Source organism: Massilia sp. DJPM01 (genome assembly GCF_030348125.1).
GTDB lineage: Bacteria > Pseudomonadota > Gammaproteobacteria > Burkholderiales > Burkholderiaceae_D > Telluria_A > Telluria_A frigida.
Map to the genome: position 1 here is coordinate 68,871 of NZ_JAQOZV010000003.1, position 21,743 is coordinate 90,613.

The following is a 21,743-nucleotide window of genomic DNA, read 5'->3' on the forward strand; positions in this document are numbered from 1 at the left end:
AGCCTGGTGCGCTCAGCCCGCGCGGAAGCTGCAAAATCGCTTCCGCGTTCGATGAAGAAAAGCAGCGGTCGGCCGCGTCCATCTGGGGCAGCCACACGTGCCGCAAGTGCTCGCGCGCGCTCAATACGATGGGCGTGTCGCGCGGCACGCACACGCAGAATACATGTTCGGTGTTGTGGGTCACCCCGGGTTAAGCGATGGCGCCAGACGGGTAGAGTTCATCAATATCCAACAGCTGCCAGTCGCGCAGCGCAATGCCAGCGCCGTCGGCCCCGATCCCGGTTTGTTCGAACAGTTCACGCGCGCGGTAGCAAGCAGCGGTACAGCGCGGGCCGCTCTGCAAGCCTGGTGAAAAAGGCGTCGGCTCTGACGCCGGCGCCAGCGGGCAGCCCGGCCAGTCCGGTGGCACAGCCAAACCGATAAAATTGCAAAAATATCAAGATTATTTATCCAAAATGATTTCATAGTGGTACCATTTCCAAAGTAACTTACCCTCAGTAAAACACGCAGTCAGGCGACAGATACACTGCTACGCGGCCGCCGACTGTTGCAACAAATTCAACTCTTCACACTAGAAACTTAAATGCATAACAATACCTTTGATTCAATTTCTTCCGCTATCTCCACCGCTTACGTGGGCACCGCAGGCAACGACACGCTGACAGGCGGCGACACGGACGATGTCCTGCAAGGCCAGGCCGGCGCCGACAAGCTGTTCGGCATGGGCGGCAACGACACCCTTGACGGCGGCGCGGGCAACGATACGATGGATGGCGGCCTGGGCAGCGATGTCTACCTGTTCGGGCGCGGCGACGGCCGCGATATCGTGTACGGCACAGGGGTCCGCCCAGCCGGCGAAACCAACACGCTGCGCTTCAAGCCGGGCGTGCTGCCGGCCGACATCGGCTTCGACATGAGCGGCACCTCATTGCTCATCAACATCAACGGCAGCACCGACCAGTTCCGGGTCGATGGTTTCCTGTATGGCAACAGCATCACCAACACCGCCAATCCACTCCAGCAAATCGTCTTCGCGAACGGGATTACCTGGGACCTGGCTGCCATCAGCGCCGCCCTGTACGCCGGCACCGATCTGGCCGACACGCGCAGCGGCACTTACCTCGACGATCGCATCAGCGGCCGCGCCGGTGATGACGCGCTCAGCGGCAAAACTGGCAACGATGTCCTCGACGGCGGCAGCGGCAACGACTCGCTCAGCGGCGAGGGCGGCAACGACACCCTCGATGGGGGCACTGGCAACGACCGTCTGTATGGCGGCGACGGCAACGACACCTATTCGTTCGGCAAAGGTGACGGCCAGGACACCATCGTGACCGACCTTGACCGGAAAACCGGCTCGGTCGATACGCTCTCGTTCAAGGCGGGCGTGCTGCCGAGCGACATCGAACTGACGGCGAACGGCGGCATGCTCATCATCAAGATCAAAGGCAGCACCGACCAGTTGCGCGCCGATGGTTATGTGCCGCTAATGGTTGCCAATACCTACACCAATCCACTGCAGCAGTTCCTCTTCGCCGACGGCAGCAGCTGGAACCTGGCAGCAATCAATGCGAAGTTGTATGCCGGAACCAGCGGTAACGATGTGCTCACTGGTACCGGAGGAAACGACCGCATCTACGGCCAGGAGGGCAATGACTGGCTCGATGGCGGGTTCGGTAACGATACGCTCGATGGTGGCCCCGGGTCCGATGAAATTCAGGGCGGATTTGGCGACGATACCTACGTCTACGGACCTGGCGACGGCCTGGATTCCCTCGATTTCATCCGTAGCACTGAGGACAATGGCTTCAATACGCTGCAATTCAAAGCCGGCATTCTTCCCGACGACGTTCATCTGGAGAGCACATCAAGTGTGTTATTGATCCGCTTCCTCAACGCGGAGGGGCAGATTCAAGTTTCCGGCTTTCTGGCAAACGGAACGACATCCAACCCCGTCAACACACTGCAGCGCATTAGCTTCGCCGACGGAACCAGTTGGGATCTTCCTGCGATTGAAGCCAAGTTGTTCAAGGGAACAGAAGTGAGCGATACGATTGGGGGCAGCAACGCTGGCGACAACATTACCGGCCGCGGTGGCAACGACACCTTGGATGGCGCGGATGGCAACGATACGCTTGAGGGAGGCAAAGGAATGGATGAGCTGCACGGCGGTTCTGGCAACGATACCTATGTATTCGGCAGGGGCGACGGCCAGGACGCCATCAAGGCCGTCGAAGCCAATGCGCGCCCCGATACGGTTGATACGCTGCAGTTCAAGGCGGGAATCGCCGGGAGCGATCTCCAGCTCAGCGCGGACGGCCACGCCCTGCTCATCAAGATCGCCGGCAGCGCCGACCAGATTCGGGTGGACAGCTTCATATTGCAGGAGGTCCCGAGATGGTTCAACTCACTGCAGAAGATCAGCTTTGCCGATGGTGTTACGTGGGATCTGGCGCGCATCAAGGCCGAGCTGCTGGCCGATACCACGCCGGTCCCGGCCAGCGCAGCGTGGCTGGAAACGCCCTTTTCAGAGGCCGATGTAGCGCTGATCGGCAACACGATGCCGCTCGTCTAAATCACGCGTAACCCAGTCCTGCCGCTCAGCCAACCCTGCGCGGAAGCTGCAAAATCGCTTCCGCGTTGGACGATGAAAAGCAGCGGTCGGCCGCCTCCACGTGGGGCAGCCAGACGTGCCGCACGTGCTCGCGCGCGCTCAACACGATGGGCGTGTCGCGCGGCACACACACGCTGAACACGTGCTCGGTGTTGTGGGTCACGCCAGGCGCGTAGCGGTGGCGCCAGACCGGATAGATTTCATAGATATTCGACAGCTGCCAGTCGCGCAGCGCAATGCTGGCGCCGTCGGCCACGATCCCGGTTTCCTCGAACAGTTCACGCGCGGCGGTGTCGAGCAGCGGTTCATCGGGCGCGTCGAGCGAGCCGGTGACCGACTGCCAGAATCCCGGCTTGTCGGCGCGCTCGATGAGCAGCACCTCCAGCGCGGGCGTGTGGATGACGACGAGAACGGATTCCGGAATTTTAGCGGGCATGAATCATTGGTCGAGATCGAGGCCAAGGCCGCGGACGAAAAAAAAGCACGGCGAACCGTGCTTTTCAGTTTAAACGATCTTCGGTTCGGCGTTGCGCAAGCGGATATGCAGTTCGCGCAGTTGCTTCTCGTCGACTTCGGACGGGGCATTGGTCAGCAGGCACTGGGCGCGCTGGGTTTTCGGGAAGGCGATCACGTCGCGGATCGAGTCCGAGCCGGTCATCATCGTCACGATCCGGTCCAGGCCGAAGGCCAGGCCACCGTGCGGCGGCGCGCCGTATTGCAGCGCGTCGAGCAGGAAGCCGAACTTGAGCTGGGCTTCTTCGGCATCGATCTTCAGTGCGCGGAATACCTTGCTCTGCACTTCTTCGCGGTGGATACGGATCGAACCGCCACCCAGTTCCCAGCCGTTCAAGACCATGTCGTACGCCTTGGCGATACAGGCGCCAGGGTTCGTTTCGAGCATGTCTTCATGGCCGTCTTTCGGCGCCGTGAATGGATGGTGGGTCGCGGTCCAGCGGTCCGACTCTTCGTCGTAGTCGAACATCGGGAAGTCGACCACCCACAACGGTTTCCAGACGTCGTCGAACAGGCCGGCTTTCTTGCCGAAGTCCGAGTGGCCGATCTTCACGCGCAGCGCGCCGATGGCGTCGTTGACGACCTTCGCCTTGTCGGCACCGAAGAAAATCAGGTCGCCGTCTTGCGCGCCGGTTTTTTCGAGGATCGCGGCCAGTGCGGCATCGTGCAGCGATTTGACGATTGGCGACTGCAAGCCGTCACGGCCCTTGGCCTTCTCGTTGACCTTGATGTAAGCCAGACCCTTGGCGCCATAGATCGCGACGAACTGGGTGTACGCGTCGATCTCGGAACGCGGCATGCTGCCGCCCTGCGGCACGCGCAGGCCCACGATGCGCCCGCCCACCATGTTGGCGGCGCCGGCGAAGATCTTGAATTCGACATCCTTGACGTCGTCGGTCAGGTCGGTGAATTCCATCTTCACGCGCATGTCCGGCTTGTCCGAACCGTACAGGCCCATCGCGGTGGCGAAGTCCATCACCGGGAACGGGTTCGGCAGGTCGATGTCGAGCGTATTCTTGAAGACGATGCGGATCATCGCTTCGAACAGGTCGCGGATTTCCTGTTCGGTCAGGAACGAGGTTTCGCAGTCGATCTGGGTGAATTCAGGCTGGCGGTCGGCACGCAAGTCTTCGTCGCGGAAGCACTTGGTGATCTGGTAGTAACGGTCGAAGTTGGCGACCATCAGCAATTGCTTGAACAGCTGCGGCGACTGCGGCAGCGCGAAGAAGTTGCCCGCGTTGACACGCGACGGCACCAGATAGTCACGCGCGCCTTCCGGGGTCGACTTGGTCAGCATCGGCGTTTCGATATCGATGAAGCCGAGGTTGTCGAGGTACTTGCGCACTTCCATCGTCACCTTGTAGCGCAGGCGCAGATTGTTCTGCATCTGCGGACGGCGCAGGTCGAGCACGCGGTGGGTCAGGCGGGTCGTTTCCGACAGGTTGTCGTCGTCCAGCTGGAACGGTACCGGCACCGAGGCGTTGAGCACTTCGACGGCGCTGGCGACGATCTCGATCTTGCCCGACTTGAGGTTGTTGTTGACCGTGTTGCCGATGCGCGCGGTGACCACACCGGTCACGCGCAGGCAGTATTCGTTACGCACCGCTTCGGCGACCTTGAACATCTCCGCCTGCTCCGGATTGCAGACCACCTGCACCAGGCCTTCGCGGTCGCGCAGGTCGATGAAAATCAGCGAACCGTGGTCGCGGCGGCGGTGTACCCAGCCGCACAGGCTGACGGTTTGGCCCAGCAATTCTTCAGTGACAAGGCCGCAGTAGTTTGTACGCATGGAGGACATAGTGTTTTCAGTCTAGGTTGGTTATTCAACGGGCGCGGAGGCAAAGCGCCGCACTCTTACTCTTTGGTTGGCAAATGCTCGGGGGCGACCACGCCCATCGAGACGATGTATTTGAGGGCTGCGTCGACACTCATGTCGAGTTCGATAACCTTGCTGCGTTCCATCATCAGGAAAAAGCCCGAGGTCGGGTTCGGCGTGGTCGGCACGTACACGCTGACGTAGTCGCCCACCAGGTGGTTCTTCACGTCGCCGCCCGGCACGCCGGTCAGGAAACCGATGGTCCAGCTATCCGCGTGCGGATACGGCAGCAGCACGGCCTTGCGGAAGGCGTTGCCGGACGAGGAAAACAAGGTATCCGACACTTGCTTGACGCTGCCGTAGAGCGAACTGACCACCGGAATGCGGTGCAGCAGGCGTTCCCACAGGCGCACCAGGTAGTTGCCGACCAGGTTGTTGGCCAGCAAGCCCGTCAGGAACACGATGGCGATCGTCAGGATCGTGCCCAGGCCCGGAATGTCGCGTCCGAACAGGGCCGCCGGACGCCAGTTGACCGGCACCAGCAGCAGCGACTGGTCCATGGTGCTGATGACCAGGTTCAGGACCCACAGGGTGATCGCCAGCGGGACCAGGACCAGCAATCCGGTGATGAAATATTTACGCATTCGGCTCTCGGTGATTGGCGGGACGCCAGGGCGTCCCTTGGCTCAGGGCGTGCCGCTGCCGGGGGTGGCCGCCGGCTTGGCTGGCGCCGCCGGCGTGGAAGCGTCGGCGGCAGGCGTCGTCGCCGCCGCGGGCGCGGCTGCACTGCCCTCGGCCGGACCGCTGGCGGTACCCGTGGATGGCGCGGCTCCGCCCCGGAAATCGGTGGCGTACCAGCCGGTTCCCTTGAGCTGGAAGCCGGCGGCGGTTAATTGCTTCTTGAAAGAAGGCTTGCCGCAGGACACGCAGACCGTCAACACCGGGTCGGAGATCTTCTGCAATACATCCTTGGCAAAACCGCATTCATCGCAGCGGTAGGCGTAAATCGGCATTGAATACTCCGCAAAAATCGTCAAAACCCTGAATTATAAGCTTTTTTCAAAGACGCAAGCATAAATGGGCAACCACGGGGATGGTAAGATGCGTGCCTGCAGCGCGGCATGCGCCGGGCTAACTTGAAAAAGGAAATTGAACGATGTTGATAAAGTCTCGTGTTCTGCTCATCAGCGCTGCTTCGGCGCTGGCACTGGCCGCCTGCGGCCCAAAAGATTCTGCCAAGGCAGCGACGCCGGCCTCCGGTACGGCGTCCGGTACGGCGTCCGCCTCGACGCCTGCCGCCAAGGATGGCGTCGCAGCCACCGTCAACGGTACCGCGATTTCGACCGCCACGGTCGACATGATGGTCAAGGAGCGTACCGCCCAGGGCCAGCCGGACAGCCCCGAGCTGCGCAAGGCCATCATCGACAATCTGGCGATGCAGACCCTGGTGGCCAATGAAGGCATCAAGAAGGGCCTGGACAAGAGCGACGACGTGAAGCGCCAGATGGACCTGATCAAGCAATCGATGACGGCCAACGCCTACATCCAGGATTACATCAAAGCCAATCCGGTGACCGACGCCATGCTCAAGGCTGAATACGACAAGATGGTCGGCTCGGCCGGCGGCACCGAATTCAAGGCGCGCCACATCCTGGTCAAGGATGAAGCCGAAGCGAAAAGCATCATCGCCAAGCTGAAAAAGGATCCGAAAGCCTTCGCCAGCCTGGCCAAGGAAAAATCGAACGATCCCGGCTCGAAAGTCAACGGCGGCGACCTGGGCTGGTTCAACCCGGCCAGCATGGTGCCCGAGTTCGGCGCGGCCGTGGCCAAGCTGGAAAAAGGCAAGTTCACCGACGAGCCAGTCAAGTCGCAGTTCGGCTACCACGTGATCATGCTGGAAGATTCGCGTCCGATCACGCCGCCGCCGTTCGAGCAGCTCAAGGACCAGCTCAAGCAGCAAGTCCAGCGCACCAACATGAAGGCCTATCTGGACAAGCTGAAAGCTGACGCCAAGATTGTGTACACCACCCCGGTGGCAGCGCCTGCGGCAGCACCAGCTGCACCGGGCATGGCGACACCAGCGGCCGGCGATGGCCACGATCACGGGGCAGCACCAGCGGCAGCCACCCCGGCAGCATCGAAGTAAGCGGCTCCGGCCAGCGCCGCAGCGGTGGCCTGGCCCCGCTGCGGCGTGCATGAGGCCGTTCCCTCAGCGGGAACGGTTCAGCTGCGCTGCCACACCATCCAGCGCTCCTTGCCGGCAAACACGGCAATCGAATCTTCCACGGCAGCCTCTTCCACGCAGCGAAACGCCGGCGTGAGCAGTGCATCGAGTGCGGCCCGTGCAATGCCGAACGGCGGCCCCTTGGGTGCATCGTCAAAAAAGAAAAATCCCGCCAGCAGCGCTCCCGGCGCCAGCAGGTCGGCCCAGCGCGCGGCCACTTGCGGCCACATGGCGCGCGGCAAGGCGCACAGGAAAGCGCGTTCATAGATCAATTCCAGCGGCAGCGTAGGCGCAAAGGCAAAAAAGTCGGCCTCGCGCACGCGCTCGCTCCACGGTCCCACCGCCGCCCGGGCGGCGGCCACGGCGGCCGGCGAAAAATCGATGGCGGTGACGTTCCAGCCGGCCTCGGACAGATAGGCCAGTTCATACGCGGCCCCGCAGCCGGGAATCAGGGTGCGCAGCCCACGCCCGGCGCGGCTGGCGAAATCACGCAGCGCCGCCGGCACCCCGCCCCGGTCCCAGGGCGTGAAACCGCGCTCGAAGCGCTCATCCCAGAAGGCGGGCGATTGCGGATCGCGGCTGGCGAAATCGACCATGGTCAGAACAGGTGCGACCAGCGGCCGTAAGCCAGCAGCGCCACCGCCCCGCTCACGACCAGCGCGGCGCAAGCCAGCGCCACCGAAAGCAGGCGGTTGGTGCGCTGCTGCTCGGCCACCAGGATCTTGAGCAAGTCCTGGTTGACGGTGGCCGGCTCGGACGCATGCAGCAGCGCCCGGTGAACCAGGCGTGGCAGTTGCGGAATGATATGGGTGTAGCGCGGCGCCTCGGCCTTGAGGCGCTCGATCATGCCGCGCACGCCGACCTGCTCGCCCATCCAGCGCTCCAGATAGGGCTTGGCGGTCTTCCACAGGTCCAGGTCGGGGTCGAGCTGGCGCCCCAGGCCTTCGATATTGAGCAGGGTCTTTTGCAGCAGTACCAGTTGCGGCTGGACTTCGACATTGAAGCGGCGCGAGGTCTGGAACAGGCGCAGCAGGATCTGGCCGAAGGAAATATCCTTGAGCGGGCGGTCGAAGATCGGTTCGCAGCAGGCGCGCACGGCCGATTCGAGTTCGTCGACCCGGGTTTCGCGCGGGGCCCAGCCCGATTCGATGTGGGCTTCGGCCACGCGCTTGTAGTCGCGCCGGAAGAAAGCCAGGAAGTTTTGCGACAGGTAATCCTTGTCGAAGTCGTTCAGGGTGCCGACGATGCCGAAGTCGAGCGCAATATAGCGGCCGAAGGTTTCCGGCGCCACCGAGACCAGGATATTCCCCGGATGCATATCCGCGTGGAAAAAGCCATCGCGAAACACCTGGGTGAAGAAAATCTCGACGCCATCGCTGGACAGTTTCTTCAAATCCACGCCCTCGGCCGCCAGGCGGTCGATCTGCGACACCGGAATGCCGTGCATGCGTTCCATCACGATCACGCTGCTGGCGCAGTAATCCCAGTACATCTCGGGCACCATCAGCAGGTTGGAGCCGGCGAAGTTGCGGCGCAGCTGGCTGGCGTTGGCCGCCTCGCGCATCAGGTCGAGCTCGTCGTGCAGGTATTTGTCGAATTCGGCGACCACTTCCTTCGGTTTCAAACGCTTGCTGTCGGCCCAGATGCGTCCGATCCACTCGGCGGCGATATGCATCAGCGCCACGTCTTCATCGATCGACTTTTTCATGCCCGGACGCAGCACCTTGACCGCGACTTCCTTGCCATCTTTCAAGACGGCGAAGTGCACCTGGGCAATCGACGCCGACGCCACCGGGGTGCGCTCGAAGCTGGCGAACAGTTCATCCGGGTGGGCGCGCAGCGAGCGCGTGATCTGGGCAATCGCCAGTTCGGAACTGAACGGCGGCACCCGGTCTTGCAGATGGGTCAGCTCGTCGGCGATGTCGAACGGCATCAGGTCGCGCCGGGTCGACAGCACCTGGCCGAACTTGACGAAGATCGGGCCGAGTTCTTCGAGCGCCATGCGCAGGCGCTCGCCGCGCGGGGCGGAGATATCGCGCCAGAAAATCACGGTGTCGATCAGCTTGGCCGTGCGCGGCACTTTCAGGCCGGAGATGGCGATTTCGTCGAGGCCGTACTTGACTGCAACGCGGAGAATTTTAAGCAGGCGCAGGAATTTCAATAGCATTAAAGATCCAGTTTCTGTTGCCCGGCGGCATTGAGCGCGTCCGGTGCGGCGCCAGCGGGCGCCAGCTTTTGTTCGAGCCGGGCGATGCGCTTGGCGGTGCGTTCGACATCGTCGCGCAGGCGGCTCACTTCGGCGCCGAATTCCTCGACCGCGCTTGGCCGCACCAGCAGCGGCTGCTCTTCGAGGAAGAATTCGGCCAGGTTTTCGGTCACCTTGCCATGCAAGGCGCGCACGCCGTCGAGCACGCCGCGGGCGCCGCCCACCAGGCGGGTGGCGGCAATCGGCCCGACCAGGCGTTCGAGGTCGTGCTCGGCTTCCCAGCGCAAGCCCTTGCTCAATTGCGAAATCGTGTTGGCGAACTCGGCATCGCCTTCGATCTTGACGTAGGAAAAGGCGCGCTCGCGGTTCTGTGCGATCAGCGGCAAGTCGGCCAGCTTGACGCGGATCGTGACGCTGGCGCCCTCTTCCGCACTGCCGGCCGGGCCGGCCTCGACCATGCCGTCGCGCGAAACAAGCAGGCGCAGCGCGATGCCGCTGGCATCGATGCAAGCCACTTTGCCGCTGTGCAGGGCCAGCGCATCCCTGGCCCACGCTTCCTGCGCCAGCAAGTGATTGATTGCGGCGATGGCGGGCGCCATCAGCGCGGATTGGGGGGTAAACGAGTTCGGTGGTGACATGTGGGCACGCTTAAAAAACAAAACCGCCCTGGACAGCGGGCGGTTTTGATCTTACCAGTTTGATGGACACTTTTCCGGCAGCACTGTTACTTTGAGAAAGAATAATCAGGAAAGCTGACCGATGCCGGCCAGCTTCCAGTCGCCGCCGCCTTTGAGCGGCCTGGACATATTCCACACCTCGGCCAGCGGCTCGGGCGCGGCGCCCGGCGCGGTGCGGATCTGGCCGCTGAAGCGGACCGTGGCCAGGAACACATCGCCGACCGTCTCCACGCCCAGCAGTTCGGACTCGATCGCCACCACCTCGGTGACGCTGGCGCCGGCGAGCTGCATTTGCGGCTGCAATTCGGCGAAGACCTGCGGCGTGGTGAACTGGCGCAGGTCGCTGGCGTCGGCCTTGTCCCAGGTCTTTTGCATGCGGATGAAGGTGGCCTTGGCCTGGCGCAGGAAGGCGGTGTTGTCGAAACCGGGCGGAAAGGCGGGCTTGGTGCTGAGCGGGGCTGGCGCCGGTTTGGCCGCCGCATCGCGGCGCCGGATGATGCGAAAGCCAAAGAATCCAGCCAGGCCGAACACCATGACCGCGCCGCCGATGAGCACCTGGGGCGGGTATTCCGATGTGGTGGCAGCGGCCGGGGCCTGCTGCGCCATGGCCGCGCCGGAAAACGCCGACATGGCGAAGAACATGCTTGCAACAAATTTTTTCATCGTACGATTCCTAGAACTTGATACCGGTGTGCAACGCCGCCACGCCAGCCGTCAAATTGAAATACTGGACCCGCTCCAGGCCGGCCGTTTCCATCATCGTCTTGAGGGTTTCCTGGTCCGGATGCATGCGGATCGACTCGGCCAGGTAGCGGTAGCTGTCGGCGTCGCCGGCGATTTTCTGGCCCAGCCACGGCAGCACCGAGAACGAATACACGTCGTAGGGCTTTTGCAGGGGCGCGGCGACCTTGGAAAACTCCAGCACCAGCAGCTTGCCGCCGGGTTTCAGGACGCGCCGCATTTCTGCCAGCGCCTGGTCCTTGTGGGTCATGTTGCGCAGGCCGAAGGCCACGCTGACGCGGTCGAAGTAATTGTCGGGGAAAGGCAGCTTTTCGGCGTCGCACAGCAGGGTCGGCGTGATCAGGCCCTTGTTGAGCAAGCGGTCGCGGCCGACACGCAGCATCGATTCGTTGATGTCGGTAAGCCAGACTTCGCCGGTCTTGCCGGCCTGCTTGGCGAAGGCCTTGGCCAAGTCGCCCGTGCCGCCGGCGATGTCGAGCACCTTGAAGCCGGGGCGCACGCCCGCGTTGGCGATGGTAAATGTCTTCCACAGACGGTGCAGGCCGCCCGACATCAGGTCGTTCATCACGTCGTACTTGGATGCGACCGAATGGAACACCTTGGCCACTTCGTGGACCTTGTCGTCCTCGGAGACCGTTTTGTAACCGAAATGTGTGCTGTTTGTCATAGTAGGGCCGCCGTTTGTCTGCGTGCATTATACAAGCGACCCACGGCGGCGGCACGCTACGCGACGCGCTAGGCGACGCGCTACGCGACGCGCTAGGCGACGCGCTAGGCGACGCGCTAGGCGACGCGCTAGGCGACGCGCGATGCGGCCGCGAGCGGCGCGAGCGGGCCGCGCCGCCCTACTGGCTCCATCCGCGCGAGCGCTCCACCGCGCGCCGCCATTCGCCCATGCGCTGCGCACGCTCATCGCCCGCCATGGCGGGCTCGAAGCGGCGTTCCATCTGCCACTGGGCCGCGATTTCCTCCTGCGAGGCCCAAAAGCCCACCGCCAGCCCGGCCAGGAAGGCCGCGCCCAGGGCCGTGGTTTCGGTCACCACGGGGCGCACCACCGGCACGCCGAGAATATCGGCCTGGAACTGCATCAGCAGGTTGTTGCGGGCGGCGCCGCCGTCGACCCGCAGCTGGGTCAGCGGCATGGCGGCGTCGGCCTGCATGGCGACGAGCACGTCGGCGCTTTGCAGGGCGATGCTCTCGAGCGTGGCGCGCGCGATGTGCGACTTGTTGGTGCCGCGCGTCATGCCGACCATGGTGCCGCGCGCGTAGGCGTCCCAGTGCGGCGCGCCGAGGCCGGCAAAAGCGGGCACGAACAGCACGCCGCCATTGTCGGGCACGGCCAGCGCGAGTTCTTCGACCTCGGCCGCGTGCTTGATGATGCCCAGGCCGTCGCGCAGCCATTGGATGGCGGCGCCGGCCATGAAGACGCTGCCTTCAAGCAGGTAATCGGTGCCTTTTGGCAGGGTCCAGCCGATCGTGCTGATCAGCTTATTCTGCGACATCGTGGCCGTTTGGCCGGTGTGCATCAGCATGAAGCAGCCGGTGCCGTAAGTATTCTTGGCCATGCCGGGGCTGTGGCAAGCCTGGCCGAAGGTGGCGGCCTGCTGGTCGCCGGCGATGCCGGCAATCGGCAGCGCCACGCCGAACAGCTGCGCGTCGGTATGGGCGGCGATGCCGCTGCTGGCGACCACCGTGGGCAGCAGGCCGGGGGGAATGTCGAGCAGGGCCAGCAGTTCGTCGTCCCAGCGCGCGCTGTGGATGTTGAACATCAGGGTGCGGGCGGCGTTGCTGGGGTCGGTGAGGTGCTTGCCGCTCATTTTGAAGATGAGCCAGCTGTCGACGGTGCCGAAGGCCAGTTCGCCGCGTTCGGCGCGCTCGCGGGCGCCGGGGACGTTATCGAGCAGCCATTTCAGTTTGGGGCCGGAGAAATAGGCGTCCAGCACCAGGCCGGTTTTTTGCTGGAACAGGTTTTCGTGGCCGTCGGCGCGCAGGGCTTCGCAGCAGGGCGTGCTGCGGCGGTCCTGCCAGACGATGGCCGGGGCGACCGGTTCGCCGGTGGCGCGGTCCCAGAGCACGGTCGTTTCGCGCTGGTTGGCGATGCCGATGGCGGCGATGTCGGTGGCAGGTACGTTGTTGGTGCGCAGGACCTCGTCGATGACGGCGCGCTGCGACTGCCAGATTTCGTTGGCGTCGTGTTCGACCCAGCCGGGCTGGGGGAAGAACTGGCGGAACTCCTGCTGCGCCGCGCCGTGAATGTGACCGGCGCGGTCGAACAGGATCGCGCGCGAACTGGTGGTGCCCTGGTCGATGGCGAGAATGAATTTGGTCATGCTGGGGTCGCTGGTAATGCCGTCGTCCCCGCGAAGGCGGGGACCCAAGTTCGCGCCGTAGCAACTGAGCTTAGAACTTGGGTTCCCGCCTGCGCGGGAACGACGGTTTTGGGGTCTGAGGTCGAAACGCCTGTGATTAGCGCGCCCGCCCTTCCTTCCACGCCTTGAGCAAGACATCATACGCAATCGTCTCGCCCTTCGGCTTCTCGTTGGCCAGCTTCTTCCACGGTGCGGCCTTGTCGGTCAAATACGTGGCCGGATCGACCTTGGGATTCAACTTCGGCGCGCAATTCTGCATGCCGGCGCGCTGCAAACGCGACATCACCGAATCCATTTCCTCGGCCAGGTTATCCATCGCCGCCTGCGGGGTCTTCTCGCCGCTCACCGCCGTGGCCACGTTCTTCCACCACAGCTGCGCCATCTTGGGATAATCCGCCACATTGTTACCGGTCGGGCTCCACGCCACCCGCGCCGGGCTGCGGTAGAACTCGATCAAGCCGCCGTATTTATCCGCGTTCTTGGTGAAGTACTCGTGCTTGATGTCCGACTCGCGGATAAAGGTCAGGCCCGTGATCGACTTCTTGAGCGACACCGTCTTCGACGTGACGAACTGCGCATACAGCCAGGCTGCGGCGCGGCGGTCCGGCGGGGTCGACTTGAAGAAGGTCCACGATCCAACGTCCTGGTAACCGTTCTGCATGCCCTCTTTCCAGTACGGGCCGTGCGGCGACGGCGCCATGCGCCATTTCGGCTTGCCGTCCGCCTGCACCACCGGCAGGCCCGGTTTCATCATCGACGCGGTGAATGCGGTGTACCAGAAAATCTGCTGCGCCACTTCACCCTGCGCCGGCACCGGACCGGATTCCGAGAACGTCATGCCGCCCGCCTGCGGCGGCGCGTACTTCTTCATCCAGTCGACGTACTTGGTCAGCGCGAACACCGACGCCGGCGAATTGGTGGCCCCGCCGCGCGAGACCGACGCACCCACCGGCGTGCACTTGTCGGCCGCCACGCGGATACCCCATTCGTCAACCGGCAGCCCGTTCGGAATGCCCTTGTCGGCGGCACCAGCCATCGACAGCCAGGCATCGGTGAAACGCCAGCCGAGCGACGGGTCTTTTTTGCCATAATCCATATGCCCGAACACCTTCTTGCCATCGATATTCTTCACATCGTTGGTGAAGAACTCGGCGATGTCTTCATACGCCGACCAGTTTTGCGGCACGCCCAGCTCATAGCCATACTTGGCCTTGAACTTGTCCTTGAGGTCCTTGCGCGCGAACCAGTCGGCGCGGAACCAGTACAGATTGGCGAACTGCTGGTCGGGCAGCTGATACAGCTTGCCGTCCGGGGCGGTGGTAAAGCTCGCGCCGATGAAGTCCTTCAGGTCCAGGCCCGGATTGGTGAAGGCCTTGCCCTCGCCCGCCATGTAGTCCGACAGCGGCACGATCGCGCCGTAGCGGTAGTGGGTGCCGATCAGGTCCGAATCCGAGACCCAGCCGTCGTAAATGCTTTTACCGGACTGCATGGACGTTTGCAGTTTCTCGACCACGTCGCCTTCCTGGATGATATCGTGCTTGACCTTGATGCCGGTGATCTCCTCGAAGGCCTTGGCCAGCACCTTCGATTCATAGACGTGGGTGTCGATCGTTTCGGAGACCACGCTGATTTCCTTGATGCCCTTGGCCTTGAGCTTGGCGGCGGCGTCGATGAACCACTTCATTTCCTCGAGCTGCTGCTGTTTCGACAGCGTGGACGGCTGGAATTCCTGGCCAATCCATTTTTCGGCATCCTTGGTATCGGCCCAAGCGCTCGCCGTGGCCAGCAATGCAGCCGCCATCAATGTCATTTTCAATTTCATGTCTCCGCCTTTTTTTATGTACATCGTTAAGAAAGTACCCCACCACGCACCGCTGTCCGGTTCAACCCCAGCGCATCACAATCAACAGCACCACAAATCCGACCGCCGCACCAAACCCCTGATGCAGCTCGCTCAGGCCCGCCCACGCGAGGTTAACATATGCCGCGCTGAGCAAGCCAATAAACAGGCGGTCGCCGCGCGTGGTGGACATCGGCAAAAAGCCGCGCCGCTCGATCGAGGGCGAGCGAATCTGCCAGATCGTCATCCCGGCCAGCATCAGGCCGATGCAAGTAAAGAAAATGGCCACCGGCGCGGTCCACGCCATCCATGCAAACAGGTTTTCCATGTCACACCCTCCCCATTGCAAAGCCCTTGGCAATATGATTGCGGACGAACCAGATCACCAGCGCGCCCGGCACGATGGTCAGCACGCCCGCCGCGGCCAGCACGCCCCAGTCCATGCCGCCGGCCGACACCGTACGCGTCATGATGGCGGTGATCGGCTTGGCGTCGACCGAAGTCAGTGTCCGCGCCAGCAGCAGCTCGACCCAGCTGAACATGAAGCAGAAAAACGCCGTCACGCCCACCCCCGATTTGATCAGCGGCAGGAAGATCTTGAAGAAGAAGCGCGGAAAGCTGTAGCCGTCGATGTACGCGGTTTCGTCGATCTCCTTGGGAATGCCGGACATGAAGCCTTCCAGGATCCAGACCGCCAGCGGCACGTTGAACAGCATGTGCACCAGCGCCACGGCAAGGTGCGTATCCATCAGGCCAACCGTTGAATACAGCTGGAAGAACGGCAGCAGGAACACTGCCGGTGGCGTCATGCGGTTGGTCAGCAGCCAGAAAAACAGGTGCTTGTCGCCGATGAAGGAGTAGCGCGAAAACGCATACGCGGCCGGCAGCGCCACCGATACCGACATCACCATGTTCATCATCACGTAGATCATCGAGTTGATGTAGCCGCTGTACCACGACGGATCGGTGAAGATGGTGCGGTAGTTCGCCAGCGTGAATTCGCGCGGGAAGAGCGTGAGCGCGCCGGTGATTTCTTCGTTGGTCTTGAACGACATGTTCAACATCCAGTAGATCGGCAGCATCGCCAGTACCAGATAGAACACCAGCAGCGGTGAGGAAAGGCGCTTCATTTGGACTCTCCTGTACCGAGACGTTGCATCCAGCTATACAGCACAAAGCAGAACAGCAGGATGATGAGGAAATAGATCAGCGAAAAAGCAGCGGCCGGACCCAGGTCGAACTGGCCCACGGCTTTCTGCGTGAGGTACTGCGACAGGAAGGTGGTGGCGTTGCCAGGCCCGCCGCCGGTCAGCACGAACGGTTCGGTGTAGATCATGAAGCTGTCCATGAAACGCAGCAGCACGCCGATCATCAGCACATTGCGCATCTTGGGCAGTTCGATGAAGCGGAACACGGCAAAGCGCGAGGCGCCGTCGATGCGCGCCGCCTGATAGTAGGCGTCGGGGATCGAGCGCAGGCCGGCATACGCCAGCAGCACCACCAGCGGCGTCCAGTGCCACACATCCATCACCAGCACGGTGACCCAGGCGTCGACCACGCTGCCTGTGTAGTTGTAGCTGATGCCCATGCGGTTGATGGTATTGCCCATCAGGCCGATGTCATCGCGGACGAAAATCTGCCAGATGGTGCCGACCACGTTCCAGGGAATGAGCAGCGGCAGCGCGATCAGCACCAGCGCGAGCGAGGCGCGCCAGCCACTGGCCGGCATGGTCAGGGCAATCAGGATGCCCAGCGGGAGCTGGATCAGCAGCACGGCCATCGAAAAGCCCAGCTGGCGTACCAGCGCGCCATGCAGTTCGCTGTCGCGCATGATCATCTTGAACCATTCAGTGCCGACAAAGACACTGTTGGTCGGGCTGAGAATATCCTGCACCGAGTAGTTCACGATCGTCATCAGCGGCAGTACGGCCGAAAAGGCCACGCAAATGATCACCGGCAGGATCAGCAGCCAGGCGCGGTTGTTATAGGTTTTCATGTCAGGCCACCCGCTTGTCGTTGACGTAGTAAAGAGTGCGCTCGGGCGGAAAGCGCAGCCGGACTGCCTGTCCGGCGCGCGCAGGGGCGCTGCGCAGCTTGGCGGTGACGGTGTGCGCTCCCACCATAAATTCGGCCATGAAGTGCGTTCCCATGTTGCGCACGCTGGCCACCGTGGCGGAGACGGTGTCGACGCCTTGCGCTGCTGCGCATTCGACGAACTCCGGACGGATGCCGATGGTGATGCTGGCCGCACCGGCCAACGCACTTTGCGCCGCTGGCGGCAGCACGATGCCGTCCGCGCCAGGATATGCCCGCCCATCGCGCACCGGGCAGGCCAGCAGGTTCATGCCGGGGTTGCCGATGAAGTAGCCCACGAAGGTGTGCGCCGGCTCTTCGAACAGTTCCTGCGCGCTGCCGGTCTGCACCACTTCGCCCTGGGTCATCACGACCACCTTGTCGGCGAAGGTCAGCGCTTCGACCTGGTCGTGCGTGACGTAGATCAGCGAGAGCTTGAGTTCGTGATGAATTTCCTTGAGCTTGCGGCGCAAAAGCCATTTCAGATGCGGGTCGATGACGGTGAGCGGCTCGTCGAACAGCACCGCGGCCACGTCCGGCCGCACCAGGCCACGGCCCAGCGAGATTTTTTGCTTGGCGTCGACCGCCAGGCCGCTGGCGCGCTGTTTCAAGTCGCTGGAGAGCTCCAGCATCGCGGCGATGTGCTCGACCCGCTTGCGCACCTCGCTTTCTTTCCAGCCGCGGTTACGCAGCGGGAAGGCGAGGTTGTCGAACACCGTCATGGTGTCGTAGATGACGGGGAACTGGAACACCTGCGCGATGTTGCGCGCTTCCGGCGGCAGGTCGGTGACGTCCTTGCCGTCGAAAATCACGCGTCCGTGCGAAGGGCGCACCAGGCCCGAGATGATGTTCAGCAGCGTGGTCTTGCCGCAGCCGGAAGGGCCGAGCAGCGCATAGGCGCCGCCGTCGTCCCAGGTCAGGTTCATCGGACGCAGGGCGTAATCTTCAGGCCCCTGCGGGTTCGGTTTGTAGGCATGCGCCAGGTCGGGCAGTTCGATGCGGGCCATGCTTACGCTCCTTCCTGCTGCGCATTTGCGTGATCGGGCGCAAACAGCAGCGCGCCGCCCGGTGCGAACACGAACAATTCGTCCGGACGCAGGTACACAGTGCACGGCACGCCAAGGTCGAGGTTATGCACGCCGGTCAGTTGCGCCACCAGTCCGATCGCGCCGCGCTGCAAGTGCACATAGGTTTCCGAGCCGCTGATCTCGGCCAGTTCCACCTTGGCGTCAATCGGAAAATCGTCCGCGTGCAGTGGCGCCAGGCGCAGGCTGTGCGCACGCAGGCCGAGCGTGACCTCGCCATGCTGCGCGGCCTGGCGGCGCTGGATTTCATTAAGCGGGATCGCGAGATCCGGCGCCACCCTGGCCATGCCATCGGTGCCGACCGTGGCCGGAATCAGGTTAATCGGCGGATCGCTGAAGGTGCGCGCGCTCTGGATCGAGTTGGGGGCGTTGAAGACATCGAGAGTCGCACCATGCTGCAACAGGCGCCCTTCGTGCAGCAGCACCGTGTGGCCGCCCAGCTGCAAGGCTTCGAGCGGTTCGGTGGTGGCGTAGACGACGGTGGTTTTCCCTTCCGCGAACAGGGCGCCAAGCTCCTTGCGCAATTCTTCGCGCAGCTTGTAGTCGAGATTGACCAGCGGCTCGTCGAGCAGCAGCAGGGCCGACTCCTTGATCAGCGCGCGCGCCAGCGCGGTGCGCTGCTGCTGGCCGCCGGACAGCTGCGCCGGCAGCTTGTCCAGGTGCGCCGAAATATGCAGGCGTTCAGCCATGCGTTCCACGCGGGTACGGATCTCGGCCTCGGGCACGCGCTTGATGCGCAGCGGCGAGGCGATGTTGTCGAACACCGTGAACGACGGATAGTTGATGAACTGCTGGTACACCATCGCCAGGTCGCGCTGGCGTACCGGCAGGCCTGTCACATCCTTGCCGCCGGCGATCACCTTGCCGTGCGTGGGCCGGTCGAGGCCCGCCATGACCCGCATCAGCGAGGTCTTGCCGGCCTGCGTGGTGCCCAGCAGGACGTTGATGGTACCGGGTACCAGTTCGAGCGACATCGGGTACAGGTGATCCTGCGCCCCGTACTTCGTGCTCACGTTTTCCAATGCCAGCTGCATCATGTCTCCTGTTTTTTCCTGTCGTACCACTGCATCCCTGTGGCGGGATTTGCGTTTTCTACTTGCGGAATTCGGTGATCCAGGCATCGACTGCAATGCCCGCATCGGCTGGCAAGTGCAAGCCCAGTTTGGAACGGCGCCACAGCATGTCGGTCGCCGTGGTGGCCCATTCATGATCGATCCAGTAAACCGCTTCCGCTTCGTACAGGCCGGGTACGATCTGCTTGCCCATGGCGGCGATGCTGGTGCGCTGGTCGATGATCAGATGAATACGGGTGCCGTAAGCGCGCGCGTAGCGTGCCACCAGCGCCGCCGGCAGCCACGCGTACTGTTTCTGCAGGCCGGCGACAAAACCGTCGAATTCGAGCACGCTGCGGTTGTCCGATACCGGGCCGTGCACGTCGCCGCCGGGCAGGCAGGCGTTGACGGTCCATGCGCCGCGCGTGTTCCCCAGCACCGGTGCGATCAGGTCGACGGCTTGTTCGGCCAGTTTGCGGAAAGTGGTGATCTTGCCGCCGAAAATGGAAAGCATCGGCGCGCCCTGGGTGTCAAGCTCGAAAGTGTAGTCGCGTGTGACGTCGGACGCGTCGCTGGACTCGTCGTCGAGCAGCGGACGCACGCCAGAATAGCTCCACACCACGTCGGCCGGCGTGATCGGGTTGGTGAAGTAGCGGCTCGCCAGCGCGCACAGGTAGTCGATTTCGGCCTGGTCGATGGCGACCTTGTCGGCGTCGCCGTGGTATTCGAGGTCGGTGGTGCCGATCAGCGTGAAGTCCTGTTCGTACGGAATGGCGAACACCACGCGCCCGTCCGGATGCTGGAAGATGTAGGCGTAAGGATGCTCGAACAGGCGCCGCACCACGATATGGCTGCCTTTGATCAGGCGCACCGACTTGTCGGCGGGGCCGGGATTGGTCCCCTGCAGGAAGCGCGACGCCCACGGACCGGCGGCGTTGACGATGCAGCGCGCGCTCACGTCGATGGCCTGTCCGTCGGCGCGGCGCAGGCGCGCTTCCCAGCGCTCGCCCTCACGCCGTGCCGATTCGCAGGCGGTGCGGGTGAACACGCACGCACCCTTGCTGGCGGCGTCGATCGCGTTGAGCACCACCAGACGCGCATCGTCGACCCAGCCGTCGGAATACACAAAGCCGCGCGTAAAAGTCGATTTGAGCGGCGCGCCGGCAGCGTGGCGGCGCAGGTCGATCCCTTCGGAACCGGGCAGCAGCTCGCGCCGCGCCAGATGATCGTACAGGAACAGGCCGGCGCGGATCATCCAGGCCGGGCGCTGGCCCTTGTCGACCGGGGTGACGAAGCGCATCGGCCACATGATGTGCGGAGCCGCGCGCAGCAGCACTTCGCGCTCGATCAGCGCCTTGCGCACCAGGCCGAATTCGTACTGTTCGAGATAACGCAGGCCGCCGTGAATCAGCTTGGTGGCCGCCGACGAGGTGTGCGAGGCCAGGTCGTCCTTTTCGCACAGGACCACGGACATGCCGCGCCCCGCCGCGTCACGGGCGATCCCGGCGCCGTTCACGCCGCCGCCGACCACCAGTACATCACACGCGATATTGCCCGCCTTGTCCATGCCACTCTCGCTTCAAAAGGGGAATCTGTGTACACTGCAAAGATGAACAATAAGACAAAAACGAAAAAAATGAAACAAAAATTTATCTGTTTGTTTTCGTTTTATTTCGTTTGTGATAAATTTGGCGCTTTGACAGGAGCCCCACGATGACGCTCAATCCACGCCAGCGGCGCATTCTCGACGCCGTGCGCCAGCAGGTGACGGTGTCGCTGGAGGCACTCGCGCTGCAGCTCGAAGTGACGCCGCAGACCGTGCGGCGCGACGTCAAGCTGATGGAAGAAGCGGGCCTGCTGGCACGCTACCACGGCGGCGTGGGCTTGCCGTCCTCGGTCCAGAACATCGACTACAGCGACCGCCAGGTGCTCAACGTGGACGCCAAGCGCCGCATCGCCAGCGCGGTGGCGGCGCAGGTGCCGTCGCACTGTTCGCTGTTGATCAATATCGGCACCACCACCGAAGAAGTGGCGCGCGCACTGGTCCACCACGAGGGGCTGCACGTGGTGACCAACAACCTCAATGTGGCGACCATCCTGTGCGACAGCCCGGGGTGCGAAGTGATCCTGGCCGGCGGCGTGGTGCGCGGGCGCGATCGCGGCATCGTGGGCGAAACCACCATCGATTTCATCCGCCAGTTCAAGGTCGATATCGGCATCATCGGCATTTCGAGCATCGAGCCCGATGGCACCCTGCGCGACTTCGACCCGCGCGAGGTCAAGGTGGCGCAGGCGATCATCGAGCAGTCGCGCGCGGTGTGGCTGGTGGCCGATCACGACAAATTCGGGCGCCAGGCGCTGATGCGCATGGCCCACGCCTCGCAGATCGATGTGCTGTTCACCGACGCCAAACCGCCCGAGGCGCTGGCCCGGGTGTTGCGCGAGGCCAAGGTAAATGTTGTAATCGCGCAATAATTGACTTGAGCACTGGGCCGCTGGCGGTTTTTGGGGGATGATTGATGTTACCCTGTCT

General features: G+C 63.0%; 20 protein-coding genes and 1 pseudogene. 3 read left to right on the forward strand and 18 right to left on the reverse strand.

All coding sequences use genetic code 11. From position 1 onward, the window contains the following. Positions 1–10: 10 nt before the first annotated feature. A pseudogene (gene nudB, locus PO883_RS02910) lies at positions 11–304 on the reverse strand (dihydroneopterin triphosphate diphosphatase); the annotation flags it as partial. Positions 305–583: 279 nt separating this feature from the next. Between nudB (PO883_RS02910) and PO883_RS02915 the strand changes: the two are divergent. Continuing rightward, positions 584–2,575 carry a calcium-binding protein gene (locus PO883_RS02915; RefSeq protein WP_289308424.1) on the forward strand — a complete coding sequence of 664 codons (1,992 nt, stop codon included), beginning with the start codon at positions 584–586 and terminating at the stop codon, positions 2,573–2,575. Between the two features lie 25 nt (positions 2,576–2,600). On the opposite strand, the gene nudB (PO883_RS02920) is transcribed toward PO883_RS02915, so the two are convergent. The 4 genes from nudB (PO883_RS02920) to PO883_RS02935 form a co-directional block, all read right to left on the reverse strand. Then, complete coding sequence (gene nudB / locus PO883_RS02920) at positions 2,601–3,050, reverse strand: dihydroneopterin triphosphate diphosphatase (protein ID WP_289308425.1); 450 nt, start codon at positions 3,048–3,050, stop codon at positions 2,601–2,603. A 69-nt stretch (positions 3,051–3,119) separates the two neighbouring features. Beyond that, positions 3,120–4,916: an aspartate--tRNA ligase gene (gene aspS / locus PO883_RS02925; RefSeq protein WP_187363481.1), complete on the reverse strand. Its 1,797-nt coding sequence runs from the start codon at positions 4,914–4,916 to the stop codon at positions 3,120–3,122. Positions 4,917–4,981: 65 nt separating this feature from the next. Then, entirely contained in the window at positions 4,982–5,587 is a 606-nt protein-coding gene (locus PO883_RS02930) for a DUF502 domain-containing protein (protein ID WP_167093138.1), read from the reverse strand. 42 nt (positions 5,588–5,629) lie between these two features. Further along, positions 5,630–5,956, reverse strand: a complete 327-nt coding sequence (locus PO883_RS02935; RefSeq protein ID WP_289308426.1) for an FmdB family zinc ribbon protein — start codon at positions 5,954–5,956, stop codon at positions 5,630–5,632. 143 nt (positions 5,957–6,099) lie between these two features. On the opposite strand from PO883_RS02935, the gene PO883_RS02940 reads away from it, so the two are divergent. Further along, on the forward strand, positions 6,100–7,089 hold the full coding sequence (locus PO883_RS02940; RefSeq protein WP_289308427.1) for a peptidylprolyl isomerase: 990 nt from the start codon (positions 6,100–6,102) through the stop codon (positions 7,087–7,089). Between the two features lie 77 nt (positions 7,090–7,166). Here PO883_RS02940 and PO883_RS02945 read toward each other — a convergent pair whose 3' ends face one another. The 13 genes from PO883_RS02945 to glpD form a co-directional block, all read right to left on the reverse strand. Continuing rightward, positions 7,167–7,763, reverse strand: coding sequence for a methyltransferase (locus PO883_RS02945; RefSeq protein WP_289308428.1), 597 nt, complete (start codon positions 7,761–7,763; stop codon positions 7,167–7,169). Positions 7,764–7,765: 2 nt separating this feature from the next. Beyond that, positions 7,766–9,334, reverse strand: a complete 1,569-nt coding sequence (gene ubiB, locus PO883_RS02950) for a ubiquinone biosynthesis regulatory protein kinase UbiB (RefSeq protein WP_289308429.1) — start codon at positions 9,332–9,334, stop codon at positions 7,766–7,768. After that, complete coding sequence (locus PO883_RS02955; protein ID WP_289308430.1) at positions 9,334–10,011, reverse strand: SCP2 domain-containing protein; 678 nt, start codon at positions 10,009–10,011, stop codon at positions 9,334–9,336. Before PO883_RS02955 ends, ubiB begins: the two co-directional genes overlap by 1 nt. Before the next feature lie 105 nt (positions 10,012–10,116). After that, positions 10,117–10,713 (reverse strand): Tim44 domain-containing protein, encoded by a 597-nt coding sequence (locus tag PO883_RS02960; RefSeq protein ID WP_289308431.1) that lies wholly within the window; start codon positions 10,711–10,713, stop codon positions 10,117–10,119. Between the two features lie 10 nt (positions 10,714–10,723). After that, the gene (gene ubiE / locus PO883_RS02965; RefSeq protein WP_167093123.1) at positions 10,724–11,458 is read right to left on the reverse strand and encodes a bifunctional demethylmenaquinone methyltransferase/2-methoxy-6-polyprenyl-1,4-benzoquinol methylase UbiE; all 735 of its coding nucleotides are present in this window, start codon (positions 11,456–11,458) and stop codon (positions 10,724–10,726) included. Between the two features lie 178 nt (positions 11,459–11,636). After that, the gene (glpK, locus tag PO883_RS02970) at positions 11,637–13,121 is read right to left on the reverse strand and encodes a glycerol kinase GlpK (RefSeq protein ID WP_289308432.1); all 1,485 of its coding nucleotides are present in this window, start codon (positions 13,119–13,121) and stop codon (positions 11,637–11,639) included. 136 nt (positions 13,122–13,257) lie between these two features. Next, positions 13,258–14,982 (reverse strand): ABC transporter substrate-binding protein, encoded by a 1,725-nt coding sequence (locus PO883_RS02975; protein WP_167093119.1) that lies wholly within the window; start codon positions 14,980–14,982, stop codon positions 13,258–13,260. A gap of 61 nt (positions 14,983–15,043) precedes the next feature. After that, a complete protein-coding gene (locus PO883_RS02980; protein WP_373890027.1) occupies positions 15,044–15,319 on the reverse strand; it encodes a DUF2160 domain-containing protein in 276 nt (91 codons plus the stop codon). Between the two features lie 10 nt (positions 15,320–15,329). Next, positions 15,330–16,130 carry a carbohydrate ABC transporter permease gene (locus tag PO883_RS02985; RefSeq protein ID WP_054265957.1) on the reverse strand — a complete coding sequence of 267 codons (801 nt, stop codon included), beginning with the start codon at positions 16,128–16,130 and terminating at the stop codon, positions 15,330–15,332. Continuing rightward, on the reverse strand, positions 16,127–16,996 hold the full coding sequence (locus PO883_RS02990) for a carbohydrate ABC transporter permease (protein ID WP_289308434.1): 870 nt from the start codon (positions 16,994–16,996) through the stop codon (positions 16,127–16,129). The genes PO883_RS02985 and PO883_RS02990 overlap by 4 nt, the downstream gene beginning before the upstream one ends. A gap of 1 nt (position 16,997) precedes the next feature. Next, entirely contained in the window at positions 16,998–18,080 is a 1,083-nt protein-coding gene (locus PO883_RS02995; protein ID WP_289308435.1) for an ABC transporter ATP-binding protein, read from the reverse strand. Between the two features lie 2 nt (positions 18,081–18,082). Continuing rightward, positions 18,083–19,192, reverse strand: coding sequence for an ABC transporter ATP-binding protein (locus PO883_RS03000; RefSeq protein WP_289308550.1), 1,110 nt, complete (start codon positions 19,190–19,192; stop codon positions 18,083–18,085). A gap of 58 nt (positions 19,193–19,250) precedes the next feature. Continuing rightward, positions 19,251–20,777 (reverse strand): glycerol-3-phosphate dehydrogenase, encoded by a 1,527-nt coding sequence (glpD, locus tag PO883_RS03005; RefSeq protein ID WP_167093111.1) that lies wholly within the window; start codon positions 20,775–20,777, stop codon positions 19,251–19,253. A gap of 146 nt (positions 20,778–20,923) precedes the next feature. Here glpD and PO883_RS03010 point away from each other — a divergent pair, with 146 nt between their 5' ends. Further along, positions 20,924–21,685, forward strand: a complete 762-nt coding sequence (locus PO883_RS03010) for a DeoR/GlpR family DNA-binding transcription regulator (RefSeq protein WP_289308436.1) — start codon at positions 20,924–20,926, stop codon at positions 21,683–21,685. Positions 21,686–21,743 lie beyond the last annotated feature (58 nt).

Bases quoted from the DNA above. Each gene is read 5' to 3' on its own strand.
- PO883_RS02915 (WP_289308424.1), top strand. From the start codon at position 584: ATGCATAACAATACCTTTGATTCAATTTCTTCCGCTATCTCCACCGCT.
- nudB (WP_289308425.1), bottom strand. From the start codon at position 3,050: ATGCCCGCTAAAATTCCGGAATCCGTTCTCGTCGTCATCCACACGCCC.
- aspS (WP_187363481.1), bottom strand. From the start codon at position 4,916: ATGCGTACAAACTACTGCGGCCTTGTCACTGAAGAATTGCTGGGCCAA.
- PO883_RS02930 (WP_167093138.1), bottom strand. From the start codon at position 5,587: ATGCGTAAATATTTCATCACCGGATTGCTGGTCCTGGTCCCGCTGGCG.
- PO883_RS02935 (WP_289308426.1), bottom strand. From the start codon at position 5,956: ATGCCGATTTACGCCTACCGCTGCGATGAATGCGGTTTTGCCAAGGAT.
- PO883_RS02940 (WP_289308427.1), top strand. From the start codon at position 6,100: ATGTTGATAAAGTCTCGTGTTCTGCTCATCAGCGCTGCTTCGGCGCTG.
- PO883_RS02945 (WP_289308428.1), bottom strand. From the start codon at position 7,763: ATGGTCGATTTCGCCAGCCGCGATCCGCAATCGCCCGCCTTCTGGGAT.
- ubiB (WP_289308429.1), bottom strand. From the start codon at position 9,334: ATGCTATTGAAATTCCTGCGCCTGCTTAAAATTCTCCGCGTTGCAGTC.
- PO883_RS02955 (WP_289308430.1), bottom strand. From the start codon at position 10,011: ATGTCACCACCGAACTCGTTTACCCCCCAATCCGCGCTGATGGCGCCC.
- PO883_RS02960 (WP_289308431.1), bottom strand. From the start codon at position 10,713: ATGAAAAAATTTGTTGCAAGCATGTTCTTCGCCATGTCGGCGTTTTCC.
- ubiE (WP_167093123.1), bottom strand. From the start codon at position 11,458: ATGACAAACAGCACACATTTCGGTTACAAAACGGTCTCCGAGGACGAC.
- glpK (WP_289308432.1), bottom strand. From the start codon at position 13,121: ATGACCAAATTCATTCTCGCCATCGACCAGGGCACCACCAGTTCGCGC.
- PO883_RS02975 (WP_167093119.1), bottom strand. From the start codon at position 14,982: ATGAAATTGAAAATGACATTGATGGCGGCTGCATTGCTGGCCACGGCG.
- PO883_RS02985 (WP_054265957.1), bottom strand. From the start codon at position 16,130: ATGAAGCGCCTTTCCTCACCGCTGCTGGTGTTCTATCTGGTACTGGCG.
- PO883_RS02990 (WP_289308434.1), bottom strand. From the start codon at position 16,996: ATGAAAACCTATAACAACCGCGCCTGGCTGCTGATCCTGCCGGTGATC.
- PO883_RS02995 (WP_289308435.1), bottom strand. From the start codon at position 18,080: ATGGCCCGCATCGAACTGCCCGACCTGGCGCATGCCTACAAACCGAAC.
- PO883_RS03000 (WP_289308550.1), bottom strand. From the start codon at position 19,192: ATGCAGCTGGCATTGGAAAACGTGAGCACGAAGTACGGGGCGCAGGAT.
- glpD (WP_167093111.1), bottom strand. From the start codon at position 20,777: ATGGACAAGGCGGGCAATATCGCGTGTGATGTACTGGTGGTCGGCGGC.
- PO883_RS03010 (WP_289308436.1), top strand. From the start codon at position 20,924: ATGACGCTCAATCCACGCCAGCGGCGCATTCTCGACGCCGTGCGCCAG.